Annotated in this window: 19 protein-coding genes; 8 read left to right on the forward strand and 11 right to left on the reverse strand. The window is 64.7% G+C overall.

Annotated elements, in window-relative coordinates:
* Positions 1-30 precede the first annotated feature (30 nt).
* Entirely contained in the window at positions 31-675 is a 645-nt protein-coding gene (narL, locus tag NH448_RS12485) for a two-component system response regulator NarL (RefSeq protein ID WP_045994022.1), read from the forward strand.
* A gap of 338 nt (positions 676-1,013) precedes the next feature.
* On the opposite strand, the gene NH448_RS12490 is transcribed toward narL, so the two are convergent.
* The 3 genes from NH448_RS12490 to phhA are packed head-to-tail and all read right to left on the reverse strand — an operon-like array spanning position 1,014 to position 3,506.
* Complete coding sequence (locus NH448_RS12490) at positions 1,014-2,204, reverse strand: amino acid aminotransferase (RefSeq protein WP_108133056.1); 1,191 nt, start codon at positions 2,202-2,204, stop codon at positions 1,014-1,016.
* Position 2,205: 1 nt separating this feature from the next.
* Entirely contained in the window at positions 2,206-2,556 is a 351-nt protein-coding gene (locus tag NH448_RS12495) for a 4a-hydroxytetrahydrobiopterin dehydratase (protein WP_045994020.1), read from the reverse strand.
* Between the two features lie 38 nt (positions 2,557-2,594).
* On the reverse strand, positions 2,595-3,506 hold the full coding sequence (gene phhA / locus NH448_RS12500; RefSeq protein ID WP_253028825.1) for a phenylalanine 4-monooxygenase: 912 nt from the start codon (positions 3,504-3,506) through the stop codon (positions 2,595-2,597).
* Positions 3,507-3,790: 284 nt separating this feature from the next.
* Here phhA and NH448_RS12505 point away from each other — a divergent pair, with 284 nt between their 5' ends.
* Complete coding sequence (locus NH448_RS12505) at positions 3,791-5,353, forward strand: sigma-54-dependent transcriptional regulator (RefSeq protein ID WP_045994019.1); 1,563 nt, start codon at positions 3,791-3,793, stop codon at positions 5,351-5,353.
* Between the two features lie 113 nt (positions 5,354-5,466).
* Here the strand turns inward: NH448_RS12505 and NH448_RS12510 are convergent, their stop codons facing one another.
* The 3 genes from NH448_RS12510 to cfa form a co-directional block, all read right to left on the reverse strand.
* The gene (locus NH448_RS12510) at positions 5,467-7,425 is read right to left on the reverse strand and encodes a RecQ family ATP-dependent DNA helicase (protein WP_253028826.1); all 1,959 of its coding nucleotides are present in this window, start codon (positions 7,423-7,425) and stop codon (positions 5,467-5,469) included.
* Between the two features lie 106 nt (positions 7,426-7,531).
* A complete protein-coding gene (locus tag NH448_RS12515; protein WP_213227121.1) occupies positions 7,532-8,464 on the reverse strand; it encodes a GGDEF domain-containing protein in 933 nt (310 codons plus the stop codon).
* Between the two features lie 332 nt (positions 8,465-8,796).
* Complete coding sequence (cfa, locus tag NH448_RS12520; protein ID WP_253028827.1) at positions 8,797-9,963, reverse strand: cyclopropane fatty acyl phospholipid synthase; 1,167 nt, start codon at positions 9,961-9,963, stop codon at positions 8,797-8,799.
* Positions 9,964-10,178: 215 nt separating this feature from the next.
* Here cfa and NH448_RS12525 point away from each other — a divergent pair, with 215 nt between their 5' ends.
* Entirely contained in the window at positions 10,179-10,481 is a 303-nt protein-coding gene (locus NH448_RS12525; protein WP_045994015.1) for an MTH1187 family thiamine-binding protein, read from the forward strand.
* Between the two features lie 91 nt (positions 10,482-10,572).
* Here NH448_RS12525 and NH448_RS12530 read toward each other — a convergent pair whose 3' ends face one another.
* The gene (locus NH448_RS12530; RefSeq protein ID WP_045994014.1) at positions 10,573-11,463 is read right to left on the reverse strand and encodes a LysR family transcriptional regulator ArgP; all 891 of its coding nucleotides are present in this window, start codon (positions 11,461-11,463) and stop codon (positions 10,573-10,575) included.
* 153 nt (positions 11,464-11,616) lie between these two features.
* Between NH448_RS12530 and NH448_RS12535 the strand changes: the two genes are divergently transcribed.
* The 5 genes from NH448_RS12535 to NH448_RS12555 all read left to right on the forward strand — a co-directional run bounded on the left by NH448_RS12535 (position 11,617) and on the right by NH448_RS12555 (position 16,774).
* A complete protein-coding gene (locus tag NH448_RS12535) occupies positions 11,617-12,222 on the forward strand; it encodes a LysE family transporter (RefSeq protein ID WP_108133064.1) in 606 nt (201 codons plus the stop codon).
* A 216-nt stretch (positions 12,223-12,438) separates the two neighbouring features.
* The gene (hppD, locus tag NH448_RS12540) at positions 12,439-13,527 is read left to right on the forward strand and encodes a 4-hydroxyphenylpyruvate dioxygenase (protein ID WP_108448814.1); all 1,089 of its coding nucleotides are present in this window, start codon (positions 12,439-12,441) and stop codon (positions 13,525-13,527) included.
* 236 nt (positions 13,528-13,763) lie between these two features.
* Positions 13,764-15,230, forward strand: a complete 1,467-nt coding sequence (locus tag NH448_RS12545; RefSeq protein ID WP_108448813.1) for a sodium-dependent transporter — start codon at positions 13,764-13,766, stop codon at positions 15,228-15,230.
* Positions 15,231-15,431: 201 nt separating this feature from the next.
* The gene (cobA, locus tag NH448_RS12550) at positions 15,432-16,274 is read left to right on the forward strand and encodes a uroporphyrinogen-III C-methyltransferase (protein ID WP_108448812.1); all 843 of its coding nucleotides are present in this window, start codon (positions 15,432-15,434) and stop codon (positions 16,272-16,274) included.
* 152 nt (positions 16,275-16,426) lie between these two features.
* The gene (locus tag NH448_RS12555; protein WP_108448868.1) at positions 16,427-16,774 is read left to right on the forward strand and encodes a septal ring lytic transglycosylase RlpA family protein; all 348 of its coding nucleotides are present in this window, start codon (positions 16,427-16,429) and stop codon (positions 16,772-16,774) included.
* A 134-nt stretch (positions 16,775-16,908) separates the two neighbouring features.
* Here the strand turns inward: NH448_RS12555 and NH448_RS12560 are convergent, their stop codons facing one another.
* The 4 genes from NH448_RS12560 to NH448_RS12575 are packed head-to-tail and all read right to left on the reverse strand — an operon-like array spanning position 16,909 to position 20,778.
* Positions 16,909-18,114 (reverse strand): ABC transporter substrate-binding protein, encoded by a 1,206-nt coding sequence (locus tag NH448_RS12560; RefSeq protein WP_253028828.1) that lies wholly within the window; start codon positions 18,112-18,114, stop codon positions 16,909-16,911.
* Entirely contained in the window at positions 18,111-19,520 is a 1,410-nt protein-coding gene (locus NH448_RS12565; RefSeq protein ID WP_108448811.1) for a sensor histidine kinase, read from the reverse strand. The genes NH448_RS12560 and NH448_RS12565 overlap by 4 nt, the downstream gene beginning before the upstream one ends.
* The gene (locus NH448_RS12570; RefSeq protein WP_045994009.1) at positions 19,517-20,176 is read right to left on the reverse strand and encodes a response regulator transcription factor; all 660 of its coding nucleotides are present in this window, start codon (positions 20,174-20,176) and stop codon (positions 19,517-19,519) included. Before NH448_RS12570 ends, NH448_RS12565 begins: the two co-directional genes overlap by 4 nt.
* Positions 20,173-20,778 carry a helix-turn-helix domain-containing protein gene (locus NH448_RS12575; RefSeq protein ID WP_045994008.1) on the reverse strand — a complete coding sequence of 202 codons (606 nt, stop codon included), beginning with the start codon at positions 20,776-20,778 and terminating at the stop codon, positions 20,173-20,175. The genes NH448_RS12570 and NH448_RS12575 overlap by 4 nt, the downstream gene beginning before the upstream one ends.
* Positions 20,779-20,859 lie beyond the last annotated feature (81 nt).

The raw sequence follows: 20,859 nt of genomic DNA on the forward strand, positions 1-20,859 counted from the left end.
GTCGGGTGAAACCACTCTGGAGATAGCACTATGAGCATGCTTCGATTGATGATCGTGGACGATCACCCCCTGTTCCGGCGTGGGGTGCGTCAACTGGTGGACATGGATCCTAGTCTGGTGGTGGTCGGTGAAGCCTCGGATGGTGCCGAGGCGGTGCGCAAGGCCGTCGATCTGCAACCCAACCTGATCCTGCTCGACCTCAACATGCAGCCCATCGACGGCATCGAGGTGCTCAGGCGCATGCGTGACGCCCGGGTCAAGAGCCGCATCGTGATCCTGACCGTGTCCGACTCCGACGATGACGTGGTGCGCGCGCTCAAGGAAGGCGCCGATGGCTATCTGCTCAAGGACATGGACCCCGAGGAGGTGCTGCGGTTGATTCGCGAGGCGGCCCAGGGTCAGGTGGTGCTGGGGCCACAGATGGCGTCGCTGCTGGCCAGCGTGGTCAAGGGCGAGCTGCCGGCAGGGGGCGACGACGGCATGTCGTGCCTGACCGCTCGAGAGAGGGACATCCTGCGGACCCTGGCTCGCGGCCTGTCCAACAAGATGATCGCCCGTGAGCTGGACATCGCCGAGGGCACCGTCAAGGTCCACGTCAAGCATCTGTTCAAGAAGCTGGATCTTCGCTCACGGGTGGAAGCAGCGGTGTGGGCCACCAAGCATGGCCTGGGCTAGGGCTTGTCTGAAAAGTGCCTGCGCTCGGTAATACGGCGTTAAAAATCGTCTGGTGCGCCAGCCCGGTCAAAATGCTCATTTACACCCCGTAAACTGCGCTTTCTCACCGATTTTTGCCTTGTCTAACCTTCGCTCGTCGACTTTTCGGACTGCGCCTAGGGCTTTTGCGAAACCTGCCTACGCTCGTCGGCTTTTCGGACAGAGCCCAGGGCTCGCAGAAACAGGCTTGCAGGAATGGTGGTTGCGCTCGGTGGCGCCGGGAAGTTCGTCCGGATACGACAACGCCCGGGACAGGCCCGGGCGTCGTTTACTGGCTGGCACAGCCCGCTGGCAGGGCGTCAGTCGTTGACGGCGGCCACCGCCTTGGCCAGGTACGGCAGGTTCTCCTGGGAGAAGCCGGCGACGTTGGCCCGGCCCGAGCGCACCATGTAGATGCCGTATTCGTCGCGCAGGCGGTCCACCTGTTCTGGCGTCAGGCCGGTGTAGGAGAACATGCCACGCTGCTCGGCGATGTGGGCGTACTTCTGGTCCAGCCCGTAGGGCTTCAAGGCCTCGACGAAGTCACGACGCAGGGTGTTGATGCGATCGCGCATTTCGGTGAGTTCCTCGCGCCACACCGCGGCGAGTTCCGCAGAGTTGAGGATCTCCGCCACGATGCTGCCGCCGTGGGCCGGCGGGTTGGAGTAGTTCTCACGGGCGACGATGGCGATCTGCGAGCGGACGTTCTCCATCTCCTCGCTGTTCTTCGCCACCACGATCAGGGCGCCGGTGCGCTCGTTGTAGATGCCGAAGTTCTTCGAGCAGGAGCTGGTGATCAGCACGTTGTCGAGGTTCTCGGCCAGCAGGCGAACGGCGTAGGCGTCCTCGTCGAGGCCCTCGGCGAAGCCCTGGTAGGCGAAGTCGACCAGCGGCAGCAGGTCGCGCTGCTGGATCACTTCAAGCACCTGTTGCCACTGCTGGTGGTTCAGGTCGAAGCCGGTGGGGTTGTGGCAGCAGGCGTGCAGCACCACCACGTCGCCCTGGGGGATCTGCTTGAGGGCTTCCAGCATGCCGTCGAAGTCGAGACGGTTGTCGGCGTCGACGTAGGGATACTTGTGCAGTTCGATGCCGGCGGCGGTGAAGATGCCGTGGTGGTTCGGCCAGGTCGGGTCGCTGACCCAGATGCCCTTGCCAGGCAGTTGGGTCGCGACGAAGTCCGCCGCCAGGCGCAGGGCGCCGGTACCACCGGGGGACTGGGTGACGCTGGCGCGGCCGGCCTCGAGCACGGGGGAGTCCTGGCCCAGCACCATCGGCAGCACCACGGCACCGTACTGGGCGGCGCCGTGTGAGCCGATGTAGGTCTTGGTGGTCTCGTTGTTGAGCAGCAGGGCTTCGGCCTCCTTGACCGCACGCATCACCGGAGTGTTGCCCTTTGCATCGCGGTAGACGCCGACGCCAAGATCGACCTTCTGGGGATTGGTGTCCTTCTTGAAGGCCTCGATGAGCCCGAGGATGGCATCCCCGGGAACCCGCTCAATCTTCTCGAACATTTTAGCTTGCTACCTCGTCGGTTCTGGCCGCTAGGATGAAATCGTTCTTGTGCAGGCCCTTCATCTCGTGGGACCACCAGGTCACGGTGACCTTGCCCCACTCGGTCAACAGGGCCGGGTGATGGCCGGCTTCCTCGGCGATCTCGCCGACGCTGTTGGTAAAGGCAAGGGCCTGCCGAAAGTTGCGGAACTTGTAGCTCCGCTCCAGTTGCATGATGCCATCGCGCTCGACGATCCGCCACTCGGGGATCTGCGCGTGCCACTGTTCGATCTCGTCCTCGGTGGCGTGGGGGGCGTCCCAGCTGCAGGCTTCGCAGGACTGCTCGGTGAGGGTCTGGGTGGTGTCGTTCATGCTGTCTCCTGGTGGTGTCGGTGAGCGAGTGTGGATGTTCAGGCGTGTTCGCTGCGTCGGTCGTTGTCGGCACCGTCGTGGGCGATCGGGACGTTCTCGCCAGTCTCGCCGGGCGTTGGCTTGGGCTTGACCGTTGAATTGGGCTTGGGCGGAAAGCGCGGTTCGAATAACCCCAGCGCCTTGGCTTCCTCGACCAGTGCCATCAGGTCGCGCCGGGACAGTTCCTGAAGCCTGTCGAGGCTGTCCAGAACGTAGTAAAGGGGCTGCAGGATGTCGATGCGATAGGGGGTGCGCAGGGCGTCGAGGGCGTCGAAGGGCGCATGTGCAGGGGTATCGGACAGGGCGTGCAGGGTCTCCTTGGGTGAGGAGATGATACCGCCGCCATAGATGCGCCGGCCTTGTGGGGTGTCCACCAGGCCGAATTCCACGGTCATCCAGTAGAGCCTGGCCAGGTAGACCCGGTCCTTGGGTTCGGCGGCAAGGCCGATGCGGCCGTAGGTGGCGGTGAACTCGGCGAAGGCCTCGTTGGTCAGCATCGGGCAGTGGCCGAAGATCTCGTGGAAGATGTCCGGTTCCTTGAGGTAGTCCAGCTCCTCGGGGGTACGGATGAAGGTCGCCACGGGAAAACGACGGTTGGCCAGCAGTTGAAAGAAGGTGTCGAAGGGAATCAGGGCCGGTACCTGGGCGGTCTGCCAGCCGGTGGCTTGCTGGAGCACCCGATCGACGTCGCCCAGTTGCGGAATACGATCGCTGGGCAGGCCGAGGCGCTCGAGGCCGTCCAGATACTGCTGGCATACGCGCCCTTCGATCAACGTCAACTGGCGCTCCATCAGCGTCTGCCAGGTTCGGTTCTCGACCTCGCTCCAATGGATGATGCCGTCGGCATCCGGCTCACGGGCCTGATAGGCGGTGCCCTTGGTGGACGGGGTGGACGAAGAAGGTGCGTGCATGGTGTCTCCCGGCGATTGTCGACTGTTGTGGTATCGAGACTGAGTCGAGTCTAGGCATGGGGGCTTTCGTCACGCAGCCGTGCATCGGGGGGATAGGCACCAGAAGGCGGCCCTTTTCTGTCAGGAAATCTTTACAGCTGGTGATCGAGATGGTGTCTATCGACCAAAGATGCAGGACGCGCTCCTCTGTCTTCGATAGGCTGTAACGAAATCTTGACATTCGAGTCAGACCAGCCTGACGGAAACTTCAGATGGTGTGACCCTTTTGCGGAGCCATTCCCTTCATGCGCCTGAGAGTTCACTGCCAGAATCGTGTCGGCATCCTTCGCGACATAGTGGCCCTGCTGGCCGACTATGGGGTCAACGTGGCCCGGGGCGAGGTGGGCGGAGAGCACGGCAACGCCATCTATCTGCACGTGCCGCAACTGTTGCACGCCCAGCTGGCGACGCTGAAGCCCAGTCTCGAGCAGGTGTCCGGCGTATTCGGGGTGCGCCGGGTCAGCCTGATGCCCAGCGAGCGCCACCAGCTCGAGCTGGAGGCGCTGCTGTCGTCACTCTCCGACCCGGTGATGTCCATCGACATGGAGGGGCACCTGGTGGCGGCCAACCGGGCGGCGAGCCAGTTGCTCGGCGTGCGCGTCGACGAGGTGCCCGGGCTGTCGCTGAATCGCTACCTGCCGGAGCTCGACCTGCCGGAAGTGATTCGTCGCAACAATGCTCGGGTCAACGGCCTCAGGATCCGGCTCAAGGATGCCACCTACCTGGCCGATATCGCGCCGCTGCATCGCGAACACCACGACGACGTGGCCTCGCTGGCCGGTGCCGTGGTCACGCTGCATAGCGCCGATCGTATCGGCGAGCGTATCTATCAGGTGCAGCGCCAGGAGATGCGCGGCTTCGAGGCCATGTTCGCGGCCAGCCCCCGACTCGCCTCCCTGATCCACGAGGCGCGGCGCATGGCGCCGCTGGACGCGCCGCTGTTGATCTTTGGTGAGACCGGCACCGGCAAGGAGGTGCTGGCGCGGGCCTGTCACCTGGCCAGCCAGCGCGGTCAGGCGCCGTTCATGGCGCTGAACTGCGCCGGCCTGCCGGAGTCCATGGCCGAGACCGAACTGTTTGGCTATGCCCCGGGCGCCTTCGATGGCGCTCGCCCCGAGGGCAAGCTGGGTCTGCTGGAGCTGACCGCCGGTGGCACCATCTTCCTCGATGAGGTCGGCGAGATGAGCCCGCGGCTGCAGGCCAAGCTGTTGCGCTTTCTGCAGGACGGTGGCTTTCGCCGGGTCGGCGCCGATGACGAGACCTACCTGGACGTGCGGGTGATCTGTGCCACCCAGCAGGATCTGCTGGCCCTGTGCGGCCAGGGGCTGTTTCGTCAGGACCTCTATCATCGCCTCAACGTGCTGTCGTTGAGCGTTCCGCCGCTGAGGGATTGCCTGGATGGCATCGAGGCCCTGGCCGGGCACTTTGTCGACCGAGCCGCGCGCCAGATCGGCTGCGCGCTGCCTGCGCTTTCCCCCGCGGCACTGGCGCGCATGGCCAGCTATCACTGGCCCGGCAATGTGCGGCAACTCGAGAACGTGCTGTTCCAGGCGGTGTCGCTGTGCGAGACCGGGCTCATCGAGCCGGCCCATCTGCGGCTGCCGGCCTCGGGGGCGCCGGCGGGTCTTGCCGGTATCGACCTGGACGGCTCGCTCAACGACATCCTGGGCGAGGTTGAGCGGCGCGTATTGGCCTCGCTGTACCCCCAGCATCCGTCCAGTCGCCAGTTGGCGCGGCGCCTTGGCGTATCCCACACCACCATCGCCAACAAGCTGAATCGCTATGGCATCACCGGCAGCGAAGGCTGACGGTGAGTGTGAGAGTGAAAGTGAGACTGAGGGGGCTAGAGGCACCGACGAGGCATCGAGGCCCACTGCTCACGGTTGAATAGCTGGCGTTCGAATAGCTCGCGGTCGCAAGGCTAGCCTTCGAATAGTGGTGCGAGGGCTTGCCTGACGTCGGTATAGCGGGCGCTTTCCTGGCTGGCGAATCCCGGCAGGCGTCGCGCCTTGGCCTGGCTCAGGCGCGGGCTGATGACGCCGCACAGGAAGCGGGTAGCAAGCTCAAGGTCCAGCGGCTTGCCTGGCTCGACACTTTCCAGTGCCTGTGCCAGGCCCGTTAGCCAGGCTCGCAGTTCGCCCTCGTCGGGGAGTGCCGGAGCCGGGGCGGGCGGCAGGCTGGCGGTCTCGCCGCGACAGGCCGAACAGTGGCCACAGCGTCGGGGGGCATTGGGGTCACCGAACCAGTCGGCGAGTCGCGCGCTGATGCAGTCGTCGGCCTCGAACAGCGCCAGCATGGCATCGAGTCGCTCGAGTTCGACCCCCGCACGCTCGACGAACTGCTGATGCAGCTCGGGGGCCAGCCGTACGGGGTCCACGGCCGCGAGTTTGTGGTAGACCTCGGTCATCTGCTTGCTTTCCAGGCGCATCAGCCCCTGTTCCGCCAGGTAGTCGAGCGCCTTGAGCACCCGCGAGCGGGAGGTGTCGAGGCCGCGTTCCTGGCCCAGCTGGTCGAGGCGTTCGAAGTCCAGCCGATACCAGGTACGGGCCTTGTGCGAGGCATCGAGCAGTGCGCCGAGAAAGGCGCCGCGCTCGCCGGGGAAGCGGTCGAGCAGGGCGTCGGGTTCGATCGCCAGGCTGAAGCGATACTCGGCGAAGTAGCTGTGGCTGGCGCGCACCACGCCGGCCAGTTCCAGCTTGACCAGCAGCGTCTTCAGCGGCAGCTCGCGGATGTCCGAGAGGCGTGACAGGGCGTTGAGCGACAGCTCCCAGCTATCGGAGGCATCCGCCAGGTCGGTCAATACCGCCTCGATGCCCGACAGCGGTGGTACGTCACCATGGATAAAGTTCTCGAGCACTGGCAGGTGTTCACGTCCGGCCAGCATCAGGCACTCCGACGGCTTGCCGTCGCGCCCGGCGCGTCCGATCTCCTGGCTGTAGTTCTCGATGGACTTGGGCAGGTCGAAGTGCACCACCTGGCGAATATCGGCCTTGTCGATGCCCATGCCGAAGGCAATGGTGGCGACGATGCCGGGCAGGCGTCCGCTCATGAAGTCCGCCTGCAGTCGCTGGCGGGTCTCACTGTCGAGCCCGGCGTGGTAGGCGGCGACCTCGAGCCCGGCGGCCTTGAGGTAGGCCGCCAGGCGCTCGGCGCTTTGCTGCAGGGTGACGTAGACGATGGTGCCGCCGTTGCCGAGTCTTGGCGCCAGCCAACTGGCCAGATGGCGAGCCCTGTTGTCGGCGGGCAGCGGGGAGACGGCAAGGTCCAGATTGGCGCGGTAGAAGCCGGTGGTGATGACATCGTCAGGCGCGATATCGAAGCCTCGACGCATGTCATCGATGACCTTGGGCGTGGCGGTGGCGGTCAGCAGCAGCACCTGGTCGATGCCGAACTCCCGGCGATAGTCGGGCAGTTTCTGGTAGTCCGGGCGAAAGTTATGTCCCCATTCCGACAGGCAGTGGGCCTCGTCGATCACCATCAAGGAGACCCGCACGTCGCGCAGAAAGGCGCGAAAGCGTTCATTGCGCAGGCGCTCGACCGATACCATCAGGACCTTGAGCTGGCCGTTGCGGGCCGCTGCCATGACCTCCCGAGCCTGATCGCGATCCTGACTCGAATCGATGCTGGCGGCGGCGATACCGCGCGAGGTCAGCGTCGCCAGCTGGTCCTGCATCAGCGCCAGTAGAGGGGATACCACCAGGGTGAGGTAGGGCAGGTGCAATGCCGGCAGCTGATAGCACAGCGACTTGCCCGAGCCGGTCGGGAAGATCGCCGCTGCGCTGCGGCCTTCTGCGATGGCGTTGATGGTCTCCCGCTGTCCTGGCCTGAAGTGGCGGTGGCCGAAGACGTTCTCGAGGGTCTGGTCGATGGTGGTGGACATGCTGGCTCCCTGATGGCGGGCCCTGTGACAGCGGCAGGATCGGGGGCAAGGGTACCCAAAACAGTCACCGGCATGAAGCGACGACGTGCCAGCTCAGCTGGCGGTGTCAGGATGATCCCTGGGGCAGCCAGCGCTGGATCACGCGATCGCGGCCCTGTTGCTTGGCTTCCATCAGGTTGGTGTGGACCTGCTGCATCAGTTGCGCGCTGCTCAAGCCGCGAACAAAGTCGGAGACACCGATACTGACGGTGACCTTGTGGCGACCGATGCCGAAGTCCTGACGAGAGATGCTCTCGCGCAGGCGCTCCGCCAGCTCGCGCGCTCTGCCAGCGGGTGTCATCGGCAGCAGCAGGGCGAATTCGTCGCTGCCCATGCGTGCCAGCATGTCCTCCTGGCGCAACTGGCTGGATGCCAGGGCGGCGATCTGACAGAGCACCCGATCACCGAGTCCGCGCCCCCAGGTGTCGTTGATCAGGGCAAAGTGGTCCAGGTCGATCAGCAACAGCGATAGCGGCGTGCCATGGCGGTTGGACATGGAGGCGATCTTGTCGATGTGTCCCATCATCGAACGTCGGTTGGTCAGCCCGGTGAGTTCGTCGGTGCCGGACAGGTAGCGAAGACGTTGCTCTTCGGCGACCTGATCCTCGATGTCCACCAGCAGGCCGTGCCACAGGATGCCTTCGTCCGAGCGCTCCGGCAGTGCCTCCAGCGAATACCAGTGCGGGGTGAGTTCGCCGATCGGCAGGCGCAGTCGCGTGGATACCGGCGACAGCCAGTGCGCAGAGTGTTCGATGGCCCGGATGAATTCACCATAGGCGTCACCCAGCAGATCGCCGAGCCGCTGACGCACGTCATTGATCGACAGCAGTGGCTCAAGGCGAGCCGTCATCGGGTCTTCACCTGTCAGGGCGGGAAGCTGCAGGCGGCCGCGAGCGTCTCGCTTCAGGGTGAACAGCACCCCCGGGACACGCTTGAGACAGGCAAGACTCGCGCTTTCATTGCAGGTCGGGGAGGGTGACGGCGGGTCACGATCTTCCATAGCAGGCAGTCCTTGGCCACGGGATGGCGGGTCAACCCGAGGTATCGGGCCTTCACCACCATCTTAAAGGCAGGGCATTGCGGGTATATCAGTCCAAGGGACTAAGAAATATCAGACAAAATTCTGCATTTATGGATTGCGCCATAGGGAGGAAAGGCTTGAACGTTCTCGCTAGGCCGCTGATAGCGGGCGTTGTGGCCGTGGAGCCGGGAGCTGATCTATCGGCAGACATCGGCGTGAGGGCTTGATCAAGGATATGCCGCAGCGAGAGTGACTAGGCAGGTTCCCGTCATGATTCACCGAAAGCGCGCGCATTTCCGGCAACTTCGCGGTCACCGGGGTGCGTCATAGCGAAGCTCTCGCCCCCTGGAAAAGACTACCTGCCACAGTTGCAGGTAGCGGGCACGGAAGGCTCCGGCACAGATCGCCAGGTAGTAGCGCAGCATCCGATAGGTGCGTTCGTTGTAGTGCCGTGTGTTGTAGTGACGTGCAATGTCATGCCTGCAGGCGTCAAGGTTGGCAAGCCACGCCAGCAGGGTGGGATCGTAGTCGGAGCCGAAGTTCTGCCAGTCTTCCACCATCAACATCTCCTCGCTGTGCTGGCAGATCTGGCGGGCGGACGGCAACACGCCGTTGGGAAAGATGTAGCGATGGATCCAGGGGTCTGCGGTGATGCGAGAAGTATTGGAGCCAATGGTATGCAGCAGGAAGAGCCCGTCATCCGGCAGCAGGTCGGCCACCGTCCGAAAGAAGGTCGTGTAGTTGCGCTGTCCTACGTGTTCGAACATGCCGATCGAGGCGATCCGGTCGTACTGGCCTTGCAGGTCGCGGTAGTCGGCCAACTGGATATCGACGGGCAAGCCCTGGCAGCGCTCCCTGGCCAGTGCCACCTGCTCCCGGGATATGGTGATGCCGGTCACGCTGACGCCGTAGTGACGGGCGGCGTGCTCGGCCAGGCTGCCCCAGCCGCAGCCGATGTCGAGAAGGTGCATGCCAGGGCGCAGGGCCAGCTTTCGACAGACCAGATCGAGCTTGGCGAGCTGGGCCTGATGCAGCGTCGTTGCCTGGCGCCAGTAGCCACAGGAGTAGCACATGGTGTCGTCCAGCATATACCGAAACAGGTCGTTGCCGAGGTCGTAGTGAACCTCGCCGACCTGATAGGCTCGGGCGCGACTCTGGAGGTTGAAGAAGCCCGCCTGCAGGCGATAGAAGAGGTGGCTCGCGGCGCTACGCGAGCGTTGGCCCAGACCGTGGCGCAGTAGCCGATGGGCAAGCTGGTCGATACGCCGCGCCTCCCACCAGCCATCCATGTAGGCTTCCCCGAGCCCCAGCGTGCCCTGGTGTAGGATGCGGGCGAACAGATCGGGATGATAGATTTGGATATCGTGGGGTTCAGGTCCGTTGAGGCGAATGCCCGAGCCCTCGAGCAACTGCTCGATGATCCGTCGAGGGCGATTGTTCGGCAGTGCGATGGGATGGGGGCGGGCGTCGCTGGTCATGTGGCCTCCTGGTGTCCGTGCAGGCGGCATGTCCGAGGAAACGAGAAGCGGGCAGGAGAGTTGCCCGCTCCGAAGTGAGGCCAGGTCCGCCACCTCGGCAGGGGCCTGAATCACCTTCGGCTATCTTTATTGTTGCAAAACAGCATAGTTCAGCTGGCATGCCTTTCCAGCGAAGAACGCGGGCGGGTTGGCACAGAATCAAGGAGGCTTAAGTTATGCACGTTATCGTCGATCTTTGCGTGGTCCCCCTGGGTGTGGGCGTTTCGGTCTCCGACCACGTGGCCGCTTGCCAGCGGGAGATCCAGGCGTCCGGTCTCAGCCACCAGATGCACGCCTATGGCACCAATATCGAAGGCCCCTGGGACGAGGTCATGGCGGTGGTCAAGCGCTGCCATGAGGTGGTGCACGAGATGGGGGCGCCACGCATCACCACCACCTTGAAACTCGGTACCCGGACCGACCGCGATCAGAGCATGGCAGACAAGGTCGAGAGCGTGGCACGACGCCTGGGTGACTGACGGCACACTTCGAAAGCACACTTTACCGCCTGCCCCGACCTCGCGACGCTGATCGCTGCATGAGACGGGGCGGGTACCTTGCCGGGCCCGGTCAATCCGCAGGTGGCAACAGATGGTGTCCGGCCTGGTCGGCCAGGTGGCGGCCGAGTCGCTCCAGCGGCTCGCCGCCGTGGCGCCAGTAGTGCCAGTACAGCGGTACGTCCAGATGCCAGCCCGGCACCACGTCCTCAAGCTCCCCCGTCGAGAGCTCCCGATACGCCTGGATTTCGGGAATGAGCCCGAAGCCGAGGCCCGCGTGGGCCAGGCGCAGAAATCCCTCGACGCTGGCGCAGCGGTGGTGCGGGAAGGGGCCGTTGACGCCATGGGCCGCCATGAAGCGGTGTTGCAGTTGATCGTTGGGCCCGAAGATGATGGCCGGCGCCTGGGCCAGAGAACCGGCGTCCGCGCCCTGGGGGCAGTGTCGGGCCATGAAGTCGGGACTCGCCAGTGCGCGGTAGCGCATCACGCCCAGGGCGATGACCCTGGCGCCCTGGACCGGCATGTCGCTTGCGCACAGGCACGCAGCCACTTCTCCCAGGCGCATGCGTTCAAGTCCGACCTCCTGATCCTCGATGACCAGATCCAGGGTAATCGCCTGATGCTTGAGGTAGCCGGCGATGGCGCCCGGCCACCAGGTGGCGAGGCTATCGGCATTGATGGCGATACGTAGCTGACGGTGGCCCAGTGCCAGCTGCGGTGCATCCTGGATCAACTCGCCCTCCAGCAGTTGTACCTGCTGCACGTGGTTCAACAGCCGTTGACCCAGTTCGGTCGGTGTCGGCGGGGAGCCCCTCACCAGCACCGGCTGTCCCAGGCGAGCCTCCAGCAGCTTGATGCGCTGGGATACCGCCGATTGGGTCAGCCCCAGCGCACGGGCCGCGCGCTCGAAGCCCTGGTGGGTCAGCACGGCGGCCAGTGCATCGAGCAGTTTGTAGTCCAGCATGGGCGTCTATCTATTTCCTTGAGTATAAGAAATGGTAATGAGGTAGTGGGAGAAGTGATTTCTCTTATTTACCAGCTTGCCCTAGTCTCTGCCACATCCAGCAGCGCCCAACATCGGCGCAGCGTCGACAATCATCGTGAGGAAGGACAGACCATGTGGCTTTCACTGATCCAGGGCGTGGGCACCGGAGCGGGACTGATCATTGCCATCGGCGCGCAGAACGCCTTTGTGTTGTCCAAGGGACTGAGGCGACAACACGTCTGGTGGGTGGCGGGGATCTGCGCCCTGTGCGATGCCGTGCTGATCGGCCTGGGGGTGATGGGCCTCGGCGCCCTGATCGCCCAGAGTGAAGGGGCCATGCTGTTGGCGCGCTACGGCGGCGCCGCCTTCCTTGCCTGGCAGGCCTGGCTGGCCATTGGTCGGGTTCGACGGCCCAGGGGCATGGACGTTGCATCGTCTGCCTCCAGTGCCAGCCTTGCCCAGGTGGTGCTGGCGACCCTGGCGGTGACGCTGCTCAACCCCCAGGTCTATCTGGACACCCTGGTGATGCTGGGCGCCATCGGTTCGCTGCAAGAGAGCCCGGTGGGGTTCTACGTGGGGGCGACCATTGCTTCCTTTGTCTGGTTCTTCGGTCTGGTCAGCGCCGCCGGCGCCCTGGCACCGCGGCTGAAGAGCCCGAGGGCATGGCAGTGGGTGGACGGGATCATCGCCGTGATCATGCTGCTGGTGGCGTGGCAGCTGGTGACGCTGACGCTGTAAAGGTCCCAGCGATAGGCAGCCTGTCATGCCAGCGTGACGTCGTGTAAGGATTTCGTGACGCCTGGGGTGCAGAGCGCACACGGGGTGTCACGCCAGCGCTACAGCTGGCCGATGCCGGGGCGTGTGCGCTACCACCTCAAGCCGCTCCGGGGGGATGGGGGGCGCGTGTCGAGGAGCCTAGGATGGGGAGTGACAATCACAATGACGGAGGCCCACATGACCGCAGTCGCTCCCATCGATACCCACAACCCCATCGGCACCAATGGCTTCGAGTTCGTCGAATACAGCGCCCCGGATCAGGCTGGCATCGACGCCCTGCGCGAGCTGTTTCTCGCCATGGGGTTTACCGAGACGCGCCGCCACCGCTCCAAGCGGGTCACCCTGTTTCAGCAGGAGGGGGTGAACTTCGTGCTCAACGCGGAACCCGGCAGTCACGCCGCCAAGTTCGCCGAGATTCACGGTCCGGGCGCCTGCGCCATGGCGTGGAAGGTAGCGGATGCTCGTCAGGCACTGTCCTACGCCATCGATCAGGGCGCCCGTCAGGTCGATAACCCTGTCGGTGCTGGCGAGGTCGGCATTCCGGCGGTGGAGGGCATTGGTGGTTCGTTGCTGTATTTCGTCGATGATCGGGTCGACGAACAGGGACGTACCATCTACGACATCGACTTCGAGCCCATCGCCGGCACCTCGGCTCAGGACAACAGCGTTGGTCTCAAGGTGCTGGATCACCTGACCCACAACGTGGCGAGGGGTCAGATGGATCCCTGGGCCGACTTCTATACCCGTATCGCCAACTTCCGTGAGAATCGCTATTTCGACATCGAGGGCAAGAAGACCGGGCTTCATTCCCGCGCCATGACCGCACCCTGCGGCAAGATGCATATCCCGATCAACGAGTCCGCCGACGACAACTCCCAGATCGCCGAGTTTATCCGCGAGTACAACGGCGAGGGCATCCAGCACCTGGCCATGGCCACCGACGACATCTACGCCACGGTGCGCGCGCTGAAGGCCAACGGCATTCGCTTCCTGTCCACCCCCGACACCTACTACGAGAAGGTCAATGTGCGAGTGCCCAACCACGAAGAGCGGGTCGAGGATCTGCGTGAGTTGAGCCTGCTGATCGATGGCGGTCCGGATCAGGGGGTGCTGCTGCAGATCTTCACCGAGACCGTGATCGGTCCGATCTTCTTCGAGATCATCCAGCGCAAGGGTAACGACGGCTTCGGCGAGGGCAACTTCAAGGCGCTGTTCGAATCCATCGAGGAAGATCAGATTCGCCGCGGTGTCCTCGACGCCGACTAACGTCGGTCGGCTACAGCCGCTGTCGTCACTGGCGTCTTGTCGGCCAGGTGAGCGGCAGCGGATCCTTCGCCAGGTAGGCCCTTGGCCGCGACTTTGCGTCGTCGGCCTGCCCAATCACAACAAAATCCGTCACAATGGCGCGCTGGATGCCCTGGGTCTGTGCTGTTTCAGGCTGTTTTCAGGGCGCCACCGCCATGGTGGACAAACAAAAGTGCGCAAGCGATCTCTGGTGAGTCATGACAACCAATGAACCCTCTCGCACCCAGTGGCTAGGCCGCTGGGGCTTCGTTCTGGCCGCGACCGGCTCCGCTGTGGGCCTGGGCAATATCTGGAAATTTCCGTACATGACCGGAGAGTACGGCGGCGGCGCCTTCGTGCTGGTCTACCTGGTCTGTATCCTGTCGGTCGGTGTGCCCATCATGATGACCGAGATCGCCCTGGGGCGGCGTGGTCGGGGCAGCCCTATCGACGCCATTCGCCGGGTAGTCAAGGAATCCGGAGGCAGTTCGCTGTGGTCGCTGTTCGGCTGGATGGCGATGCTCTGCGGCTTTTTGATCCTGAGTTTCTACGTGGTGGTCGCCGGCTGGTCCTTCGCCTACCTGTGGAAGATGATCTCCGGCGGACTGGTCGGTTCCAGCGTCGATGACATGGCGGCCATCTTCGGCGCCAACAATGCCAACCCCTTCAGCCTCGGCGGTTGGAGCACCCTGGTGACCGTGGCCACCATGGTGATCGTTGGCAAGGGGGTGCAGCAGGGCATCGAGAAGAGCGTCGGCTGGATGATGCCGGGCATGGTGATCATGCTGCTGATCATGATCGTCTACGGCATGTTCTCCGGTGGCTTCGGTCAGGCCGTCCACTTCCTGTTCGACTTCAAGGCTTCCAGCCTGTCCAGCGAAGGCATGCTGGCCGCCATGGGCCATGCCTTCTTTACCTTGTCACTGGCCTCCGGGGCCATCCTCACCTACGGCAGCTACCTGCCGAGACGTGCTTCCATCGGTCGTACCACCCTGACAGTCGCGGTGGCCGATACCCTGGTGGCGCTGATGGCGGGGCTGGCGATCTTCCCGGTGATCTTCGCCAACGGCATGGAGCCCAACAGCGGCCCCGGCCTGATCTTCATGAGCCTGCCGCTGGCGTTCCAGGCGATGCCGATGGGCACGCTGTTTGGCATCCTGTTCTTCATCATGCTGTCGATGGCGGCGCTGACCTCCTCGATCTCGATGGTCGAGGCCACGGTGTCCTGGCTCAACGACAACAAGGGCATCAGCCGCAAGGCGGCCGCCTGGGGCACCGGCATCGTGCTGTGGCTGATGAGCACCCTGGCGATGCTGTCGTTCAATATCGGTGCCGACTGGACACTGGCCGGCAAGCACTTCTTCGACTGGCTCGACTTCCTCACCTCGCGTCTGATGATGCCGCTGGGCGGACTCGGCATGGCGCTGCTGGCCGGCTTCTTCCTCAAGAGTGAGGCGGTACGCGATGAACTGGATCTGCCGGCGGGCATACACGCCCTGTGGCTGTTCATGGTGCGCTACGTCAGTCCCCTGGGCATCCTGGTGATCTTCGTCGATGCGCTGGGCATCGTCGCTGTGGATTTCGCCGCTCACTGGCTGTGGCTGGCACTGATCCTGGTCGTGATGACCGGTCTCGGTGAAACCCTCAGCCCGAGGCTGCGGCGGACGCTGAGCGCCAAGGGGTAAGACAGTCACCCCACTGACCCTGCCAAAGCCGCCAGAGCGCCGCTTTCTCCGTCGGGGAAGGCGGCGTTCTGGTTTGGGGTGACGACGCCTTGCAGCAGCAATGAAGTGTGTTTTTGGTAATAACGAAGTGGACGTTTAATTCCGACATGGCATAATGATGCCCGTTGTCATCGCTCGTTGTTCACTCTGGAGTCCACCGTCATGAGCCCTTCCCAGTTGCCTGCCCACAGTGGCTTTCCGGCCGGTAGCGTGAGTCTCGTCGGTGCCGGTCCCGGCGATCCTGAGCTTCTGACCCTGCGAGCCTGGCGGCGACTGTGCGAGGCCGAGGTGGTGCTGCACGATCGACTGGTCAGTGAGGAAATCCTGGCGCTGGTGCCGGCATCGGCGGATCGCTACTACGTCGGCAAGGCTCGCTCCGATCACAGCCTGCCCCAGGAGGACATCAATCGCTCGCTGGTCGACTGGGCCCGTCAGGGCAAGCGTGTGGTCAGGCTCAAGGGGGGCGACCCTTTCATCTTCGGTCGTGGCGGTGAGGAGCTTGAGACCCTGGTGGCCGAAGGCGTTCAGGTGGAAGTGGTACCGGGCATCACCGCGGCTTCCGGCTGCAGCGCCTACGCCGGCATTCCTTTGACCCATCGTGATCACGCCCAGTCGGTGCGCTTTATCACCGGGCACTTGAAGGAAGGGGGGTGCGAACTCGACTGGCGGGCGCTGGCAAGCCCCGGTCAGACGCTGGTGTTCTACATGGGGCTTGGCAGTCTCGACTACATCAGCCAGGGCTTGATCGGCGAGGGACTGAGCCCGGACACCCCGGTGGCGCTGGTCGAACAGGGAACTACCCAGCGCCAGCGCGTCCATCTATCCAACTTGGCTAATTTGCCGAAGTTGAATGATCGGGATATCATTCGACCGCCCACCTTGATCATCGTCGGCAGCGTGGTATCGCTGCACGAGCAACTGGCCTGGTTCGATCATGCGCAAGCGGGGAGTCGTGGGTGGATGCACGGCAAGCATCCGTCACCCCGAGAACGTTCTTCGGATTGAACGTGCGCCATCGCTGGAGACTTCGCACCAGGCTCTGAATCCCCGCGTCTCGCGGGTTACCTGAGGTGAAGATGATGTTGTCCATTTCTCTGCGTCGTATGTTGTCCGGTCGATCGACCATGGCCGCCTGGGCGGCCGCCGTTGTTCTGGCCATGGCGTCGCTTGCGAGCGCGCCGGCAATGGCCCGTGACGACGGAGAGGTTGCTTCCCAGCGCGGCCAGGCTTCCTACTACAGCGATCGCTTCCAGGGGCGTCGAACCGCCAGCGGCGAGTCCTTCGACCAGCAGGCGCTGACCGCCGCCCATCGCAGTCTGCCCTTCGGTACCAAGGTGCTGGTCACCCGTCGTGATACCGGCCAGAGCGTCGAGGTCGAGATCAATGACCGCGGCCCCTTCGTCCAGGGACGGGTCATCGACCTGTCCAAGCGTGCCGCCCGCGAGCTAGGCATGCTCAAGCGCGGCACCGCGCCGGTCCTTCTGACCTACCTGCCCGGAGCTTGACCCGGGGCACCAACAGGGGCCACAAGCATCGGTACGTCGAAACGAAGATGTGCGATCGCAGGTGATCGACCAAGGCCCGCCAGGCTTGCCTGGCGGGCCTTGTCGTGTCTGCGCAACGATAGCAGGGCGCATCGTCACCGCGAGAACTGCTCGATCGCCCGGGTATCGACCGGCTGATCGTGAAATTCGCGCTGCCAGCGGGCGAGCAGTGCGGTGCGCTTCAACTCATCGAGGGTCGCCAGCAAGCCGGGGCTCAGAGGAATCGGCCTCAGGCCGTCAGGGTAGTCGCGGCGCATGGCGGTGGCGGTGCCCGGGCCATCCAGCTGGGGGTGCAGGGCGCCGAGTTCGCCGGCCTCGGCGATGACCCTTTGGCCGTCGGCGCTCAGCAGGTAGTCGATAAAGCGGCGCGCTGCCCCCGCGTGCGGCGCCTGGCGAGGCACGAAGGCCAGACGTCGAATGACCAGGGCATAGTCGTCGGGAATCACCAGCCTGAGCTCGGGGTCATCGGCGATCCTTTCCCGGGCATAGCTGCCCAGCACGTTGTAGGCGATGTCGTAGCGACCCTGCCTGAGGCCTTCCAGCATGGCGCCGGTGGTATTCACCAGGGCGGTATCTGCCTTGCCCAGCGCCGCCACCAGATCCCAGTAGCGCGGGGACAGGCGCGACTCCTCGATGGCGTAGGTGTAGCCGGCGCCGCTGGAGGTGGGGTCGTAGGTGACCAGGCGTCCTTGCAGCGGCGAGCGCGCCTCGGCCAGCAGGCCGAGCAGATCGGCGCGGCTGTCGACGGGGCCGAGGCGCTGCTCGAGGCGGCGGCTGACCACCATCACGATGGGTTCGAAGGTAAAGGCAAACAGCTCCTGACGCCACTTGGCCGTGTCCGGCCAGCGCTGGGTGATGGCGGTGTCGATGCTCTGGGCGTGACCCTCGTTGACCAGCAGGTACTGCCAGGGCATGGCCGACGAGATGACCACATCGGCCTCTGCGGGGGCGTCGAGAAAGCGCTGATGCACGTCCAGCGTCGAGAAGTTGCGGTAGGTGATGGTGTAGCGCGGATGACGACGATGGAAGTCCTCGAGTAGCGGCAGGGCGTAGGGGATATCCAGGGCTGCGTGGATCACCAGCGCATCTGACGACTCTCCTGTCCCTTCGAAGGTGACCTCATCGTAGGCTGGCTGCTGCGAGGCGTTCCCCGGGTATGCCTCGAGGGGGGAGTCGGACCCGGCCTCGGGTATGGATTGCGCCAGGGACTCATCAGGCAGAAGCGACCACAGCGCTAGCGACGCCACCAGCGTGACAACGGCGGTCATCCAGGGGGGCAGCGCAAGGGTGCGGGATATCATGGCTGGCTCCGTGAAGGGGCGGACGTCGATCCCTTGTCGACGCCTTCGCCGAATTGCAGGCTGACTCGCAGGCCCGGCGGTGGTGCTTCCCGGGCGTCACCGAGGCTCAGTCGAGCGCCGTGGGTGCGGGCGATGCCGTCGACGATGGCCAGGCCCAGACCCGAGCCTTCGCTGGTGTGCTCACCGCGGTGGAAGGGGCGCAGTACCAGCAGTCGACGCTCGTGGGGGATGCCTGGGCCGTCATCGACGACCGCCAGAGCGATCGGGTCGGCGCTGACCTCGACGGTGATGTGCCTGGCACCGTAGTGGCAGGCGTTGTCGATCAGATTGGCCAGCGCCTCGCCCAGCTGCCAGTCGAGCCCCTGCACGTGCACCGGTGCCTCTGGCGCCTCCAGACCAAGGTCGACGCCGGCGCGCTGACAGCGTTGCCAATGGGCCATCACCGCCTCACGGGCGACCTGAACCAGATCGGTGGGGGCCAGTTCGGGCTGGAACTCGGGATTGTCCAGGCGGGTCAGTGACAGCAGTTGCATGGCCAGGCGCGAGGCGCTCTGGCTGGTGGTCTGCATGGCGCCCAGGGCCGAGCGCCAGGTGGCGGGGTCGTCCTGGCGCAGGGCCAGTTCGGCCCGGGCGGAAAGTCCCGCCAGGGGAGTTCGGAGCTGATGCGAGGCGTCGCCGATAAAGCGTTCCTGGTTGGCCTTGACCCGACGCATCCGTGCCAGCAGCTCGTTGACGGTGTCACGCAGCTCGGCCAGCTCTCGCGGCAGCGGCAATTCCAGCGGTGCCAGGGTGCGCGGATCACGGGTGCGTATCTGGCGTCGCAGTCGTGTCAGCGGTGCCAGCGCCAGGCGAATGGCGATCAGCAGGGCGGCCACCGACAGCACCGCCACCGCCAGCAGGTAGGCGAGGCTCTGGCGAAACAGCTCGCCGCTGAGCGCGTCGCGCCCCTCGCGCGTGTGGGCGACCCGGATCTCGAAGGGCTCGCGCAGGCGCCAGTCCTCAAGCCGAGAGCGGCGCACCCCGAGGCGCAGAGGCATATCGTGGTAGTCAACGTCGCCATAGACGACGTCGCTCGCGTCCTGGGCGGCGCCTTCGATACCGGGCAGGTCGGCGTTGCCGGTGACCCGCTCACCGCGAGCGTCCACCAAGGTATAGAACACCCGTTCGTCGTGGCGCGAGGCGAGCATTTCCAGGGCCGCCGGAGGCAGGTCGAGCCATAGTCGGTCGTCCTGCCACTGGGCCTGTTCGGCGATCGACAGACTGGCGGCGTCGAGCAGCCGGTCGAAGGCCCGGTCGGCGGTCTGGCGAGCGTCCAGCCAGGCCCGCCACAGCACCACCGAGCCGACGATCAGCATCGGCAGCAGCAGCCAGGTCAACAGTCGGCGATGCAGTGAATCCCCGCTCATGGTGCTTCCAGCAGGTAGCCGAGACCGCGCACCGTGCGCAGGTTCACTCGATGCCCCTGAAGGCGCTTGCGCAGACGATGCACGTAGACCTCGATGGCATTGTCGCCGAGTTCCTCCTCGCCGAAGGCTTCACGCACCAGGGTAGCCTTGTCCACCGGCTGGCCGGCGTGCCGCATCAGGCACCCCAGCAGGCGCTGCTCTCGCGGAGGCAGTGCCAACGCCTCGTCGCCCAGGCTGAAGCGCTGGGCCAGGCTATCGAAGCTGAGTTCGCCAACGGTGATCAGGCCGGAGGGGGCGCGGCGACGCATCAGGGCGCGTACCCGGGCCTCCAGCTCCTCCAGCGAGAAGGGCTTGGCCAGGTAGTCATCGGCACCCAGGTCGAGCCCTCGCACGCGATCTTCTACCGCGCCGCGAGCGGTGAGAATCAGCACCGGGGTCGAGCTGTCGTGGCGCCTCAACGCCTCCAGCACCTCCAGGCCGCCGAGCCCAGGAAGGTTCAGATCCAGAAGTACCATGTCCAGTCGGTGATTTCCCTGGAGGCGGTCGCGGGCGTCGATGCCGTTGTCGAGATGCACAACCTCGTGGCCTGCGATGCCGAGGGCATCGACCAGGGTCTCGGCCAGAAGCCGATCGTCTTCCACCAGCAGCAGTGTCATGCGCGCCTCCCTTGGGTGTCCCGCTGATCGATCAACTGTGTCACCGCCTCGTCGAGCCGTGTCGCGGCGATGTGTGTGTCCAACCGTCCCTCGGGCCCGGACAGGGCCAGCCAGAGTTCGTGGCGACCTTCCAGCGGCAGCCGCCGACACACCATGATGCCTCCCGCAAGGGCCGGCGCCGGAGCGTCGGTGTCTCGAAGGGGCCACTGGCTGCCGGGAACAAGGTCATGGCGCAGGCTCTGATCGGGCAGGGCGGCCAGGCGACAGTGAACCACGCCGGCGGTCACCTCGAGCAGGCTGGCGGTGTCGCCGAGTTGTCGCGCCAGGCCGTCGAGCAGCGGCTGGATCAGTGCCGCGAGATCGCGACTGGGGGCGTGGCGACGGGCGAGGCGCACCGGAGCACCGCCAATGCGCCAGCGGCCATCCTCTCCACGCTGGGTGTAGTCGAAGCGTTCCAGCGAGGCCAGAAGCCTGAGCAGGGTGCTCTTGTAGAAGCCGGTGGCGTCGGCCAGTTCTGCCAGACTGAAACTATCCTGAGGAGTATCGAAGACCTCCAGGACCGAGAGGGCCCGTTCGACCGCCTCGACGCGATCCTGTGCCATGTGAACCTTCCTGTCGGTGATAGCGAATGATGTCGCTGGCATTCAACTTTGGTCGGAATTACGCGATCGCGCGTTGACCCG

It is taken from the genome of Halomonas sp. OfavH-34-E (assembly GCF_024124525.1).
Taxonomy (GTDB): Bacteria; Pseudomonadota; Gammaproteobacteria; order Pseudomonadales; family Halomonadaceae; genus Halomonas; species Halomonas litopenaei.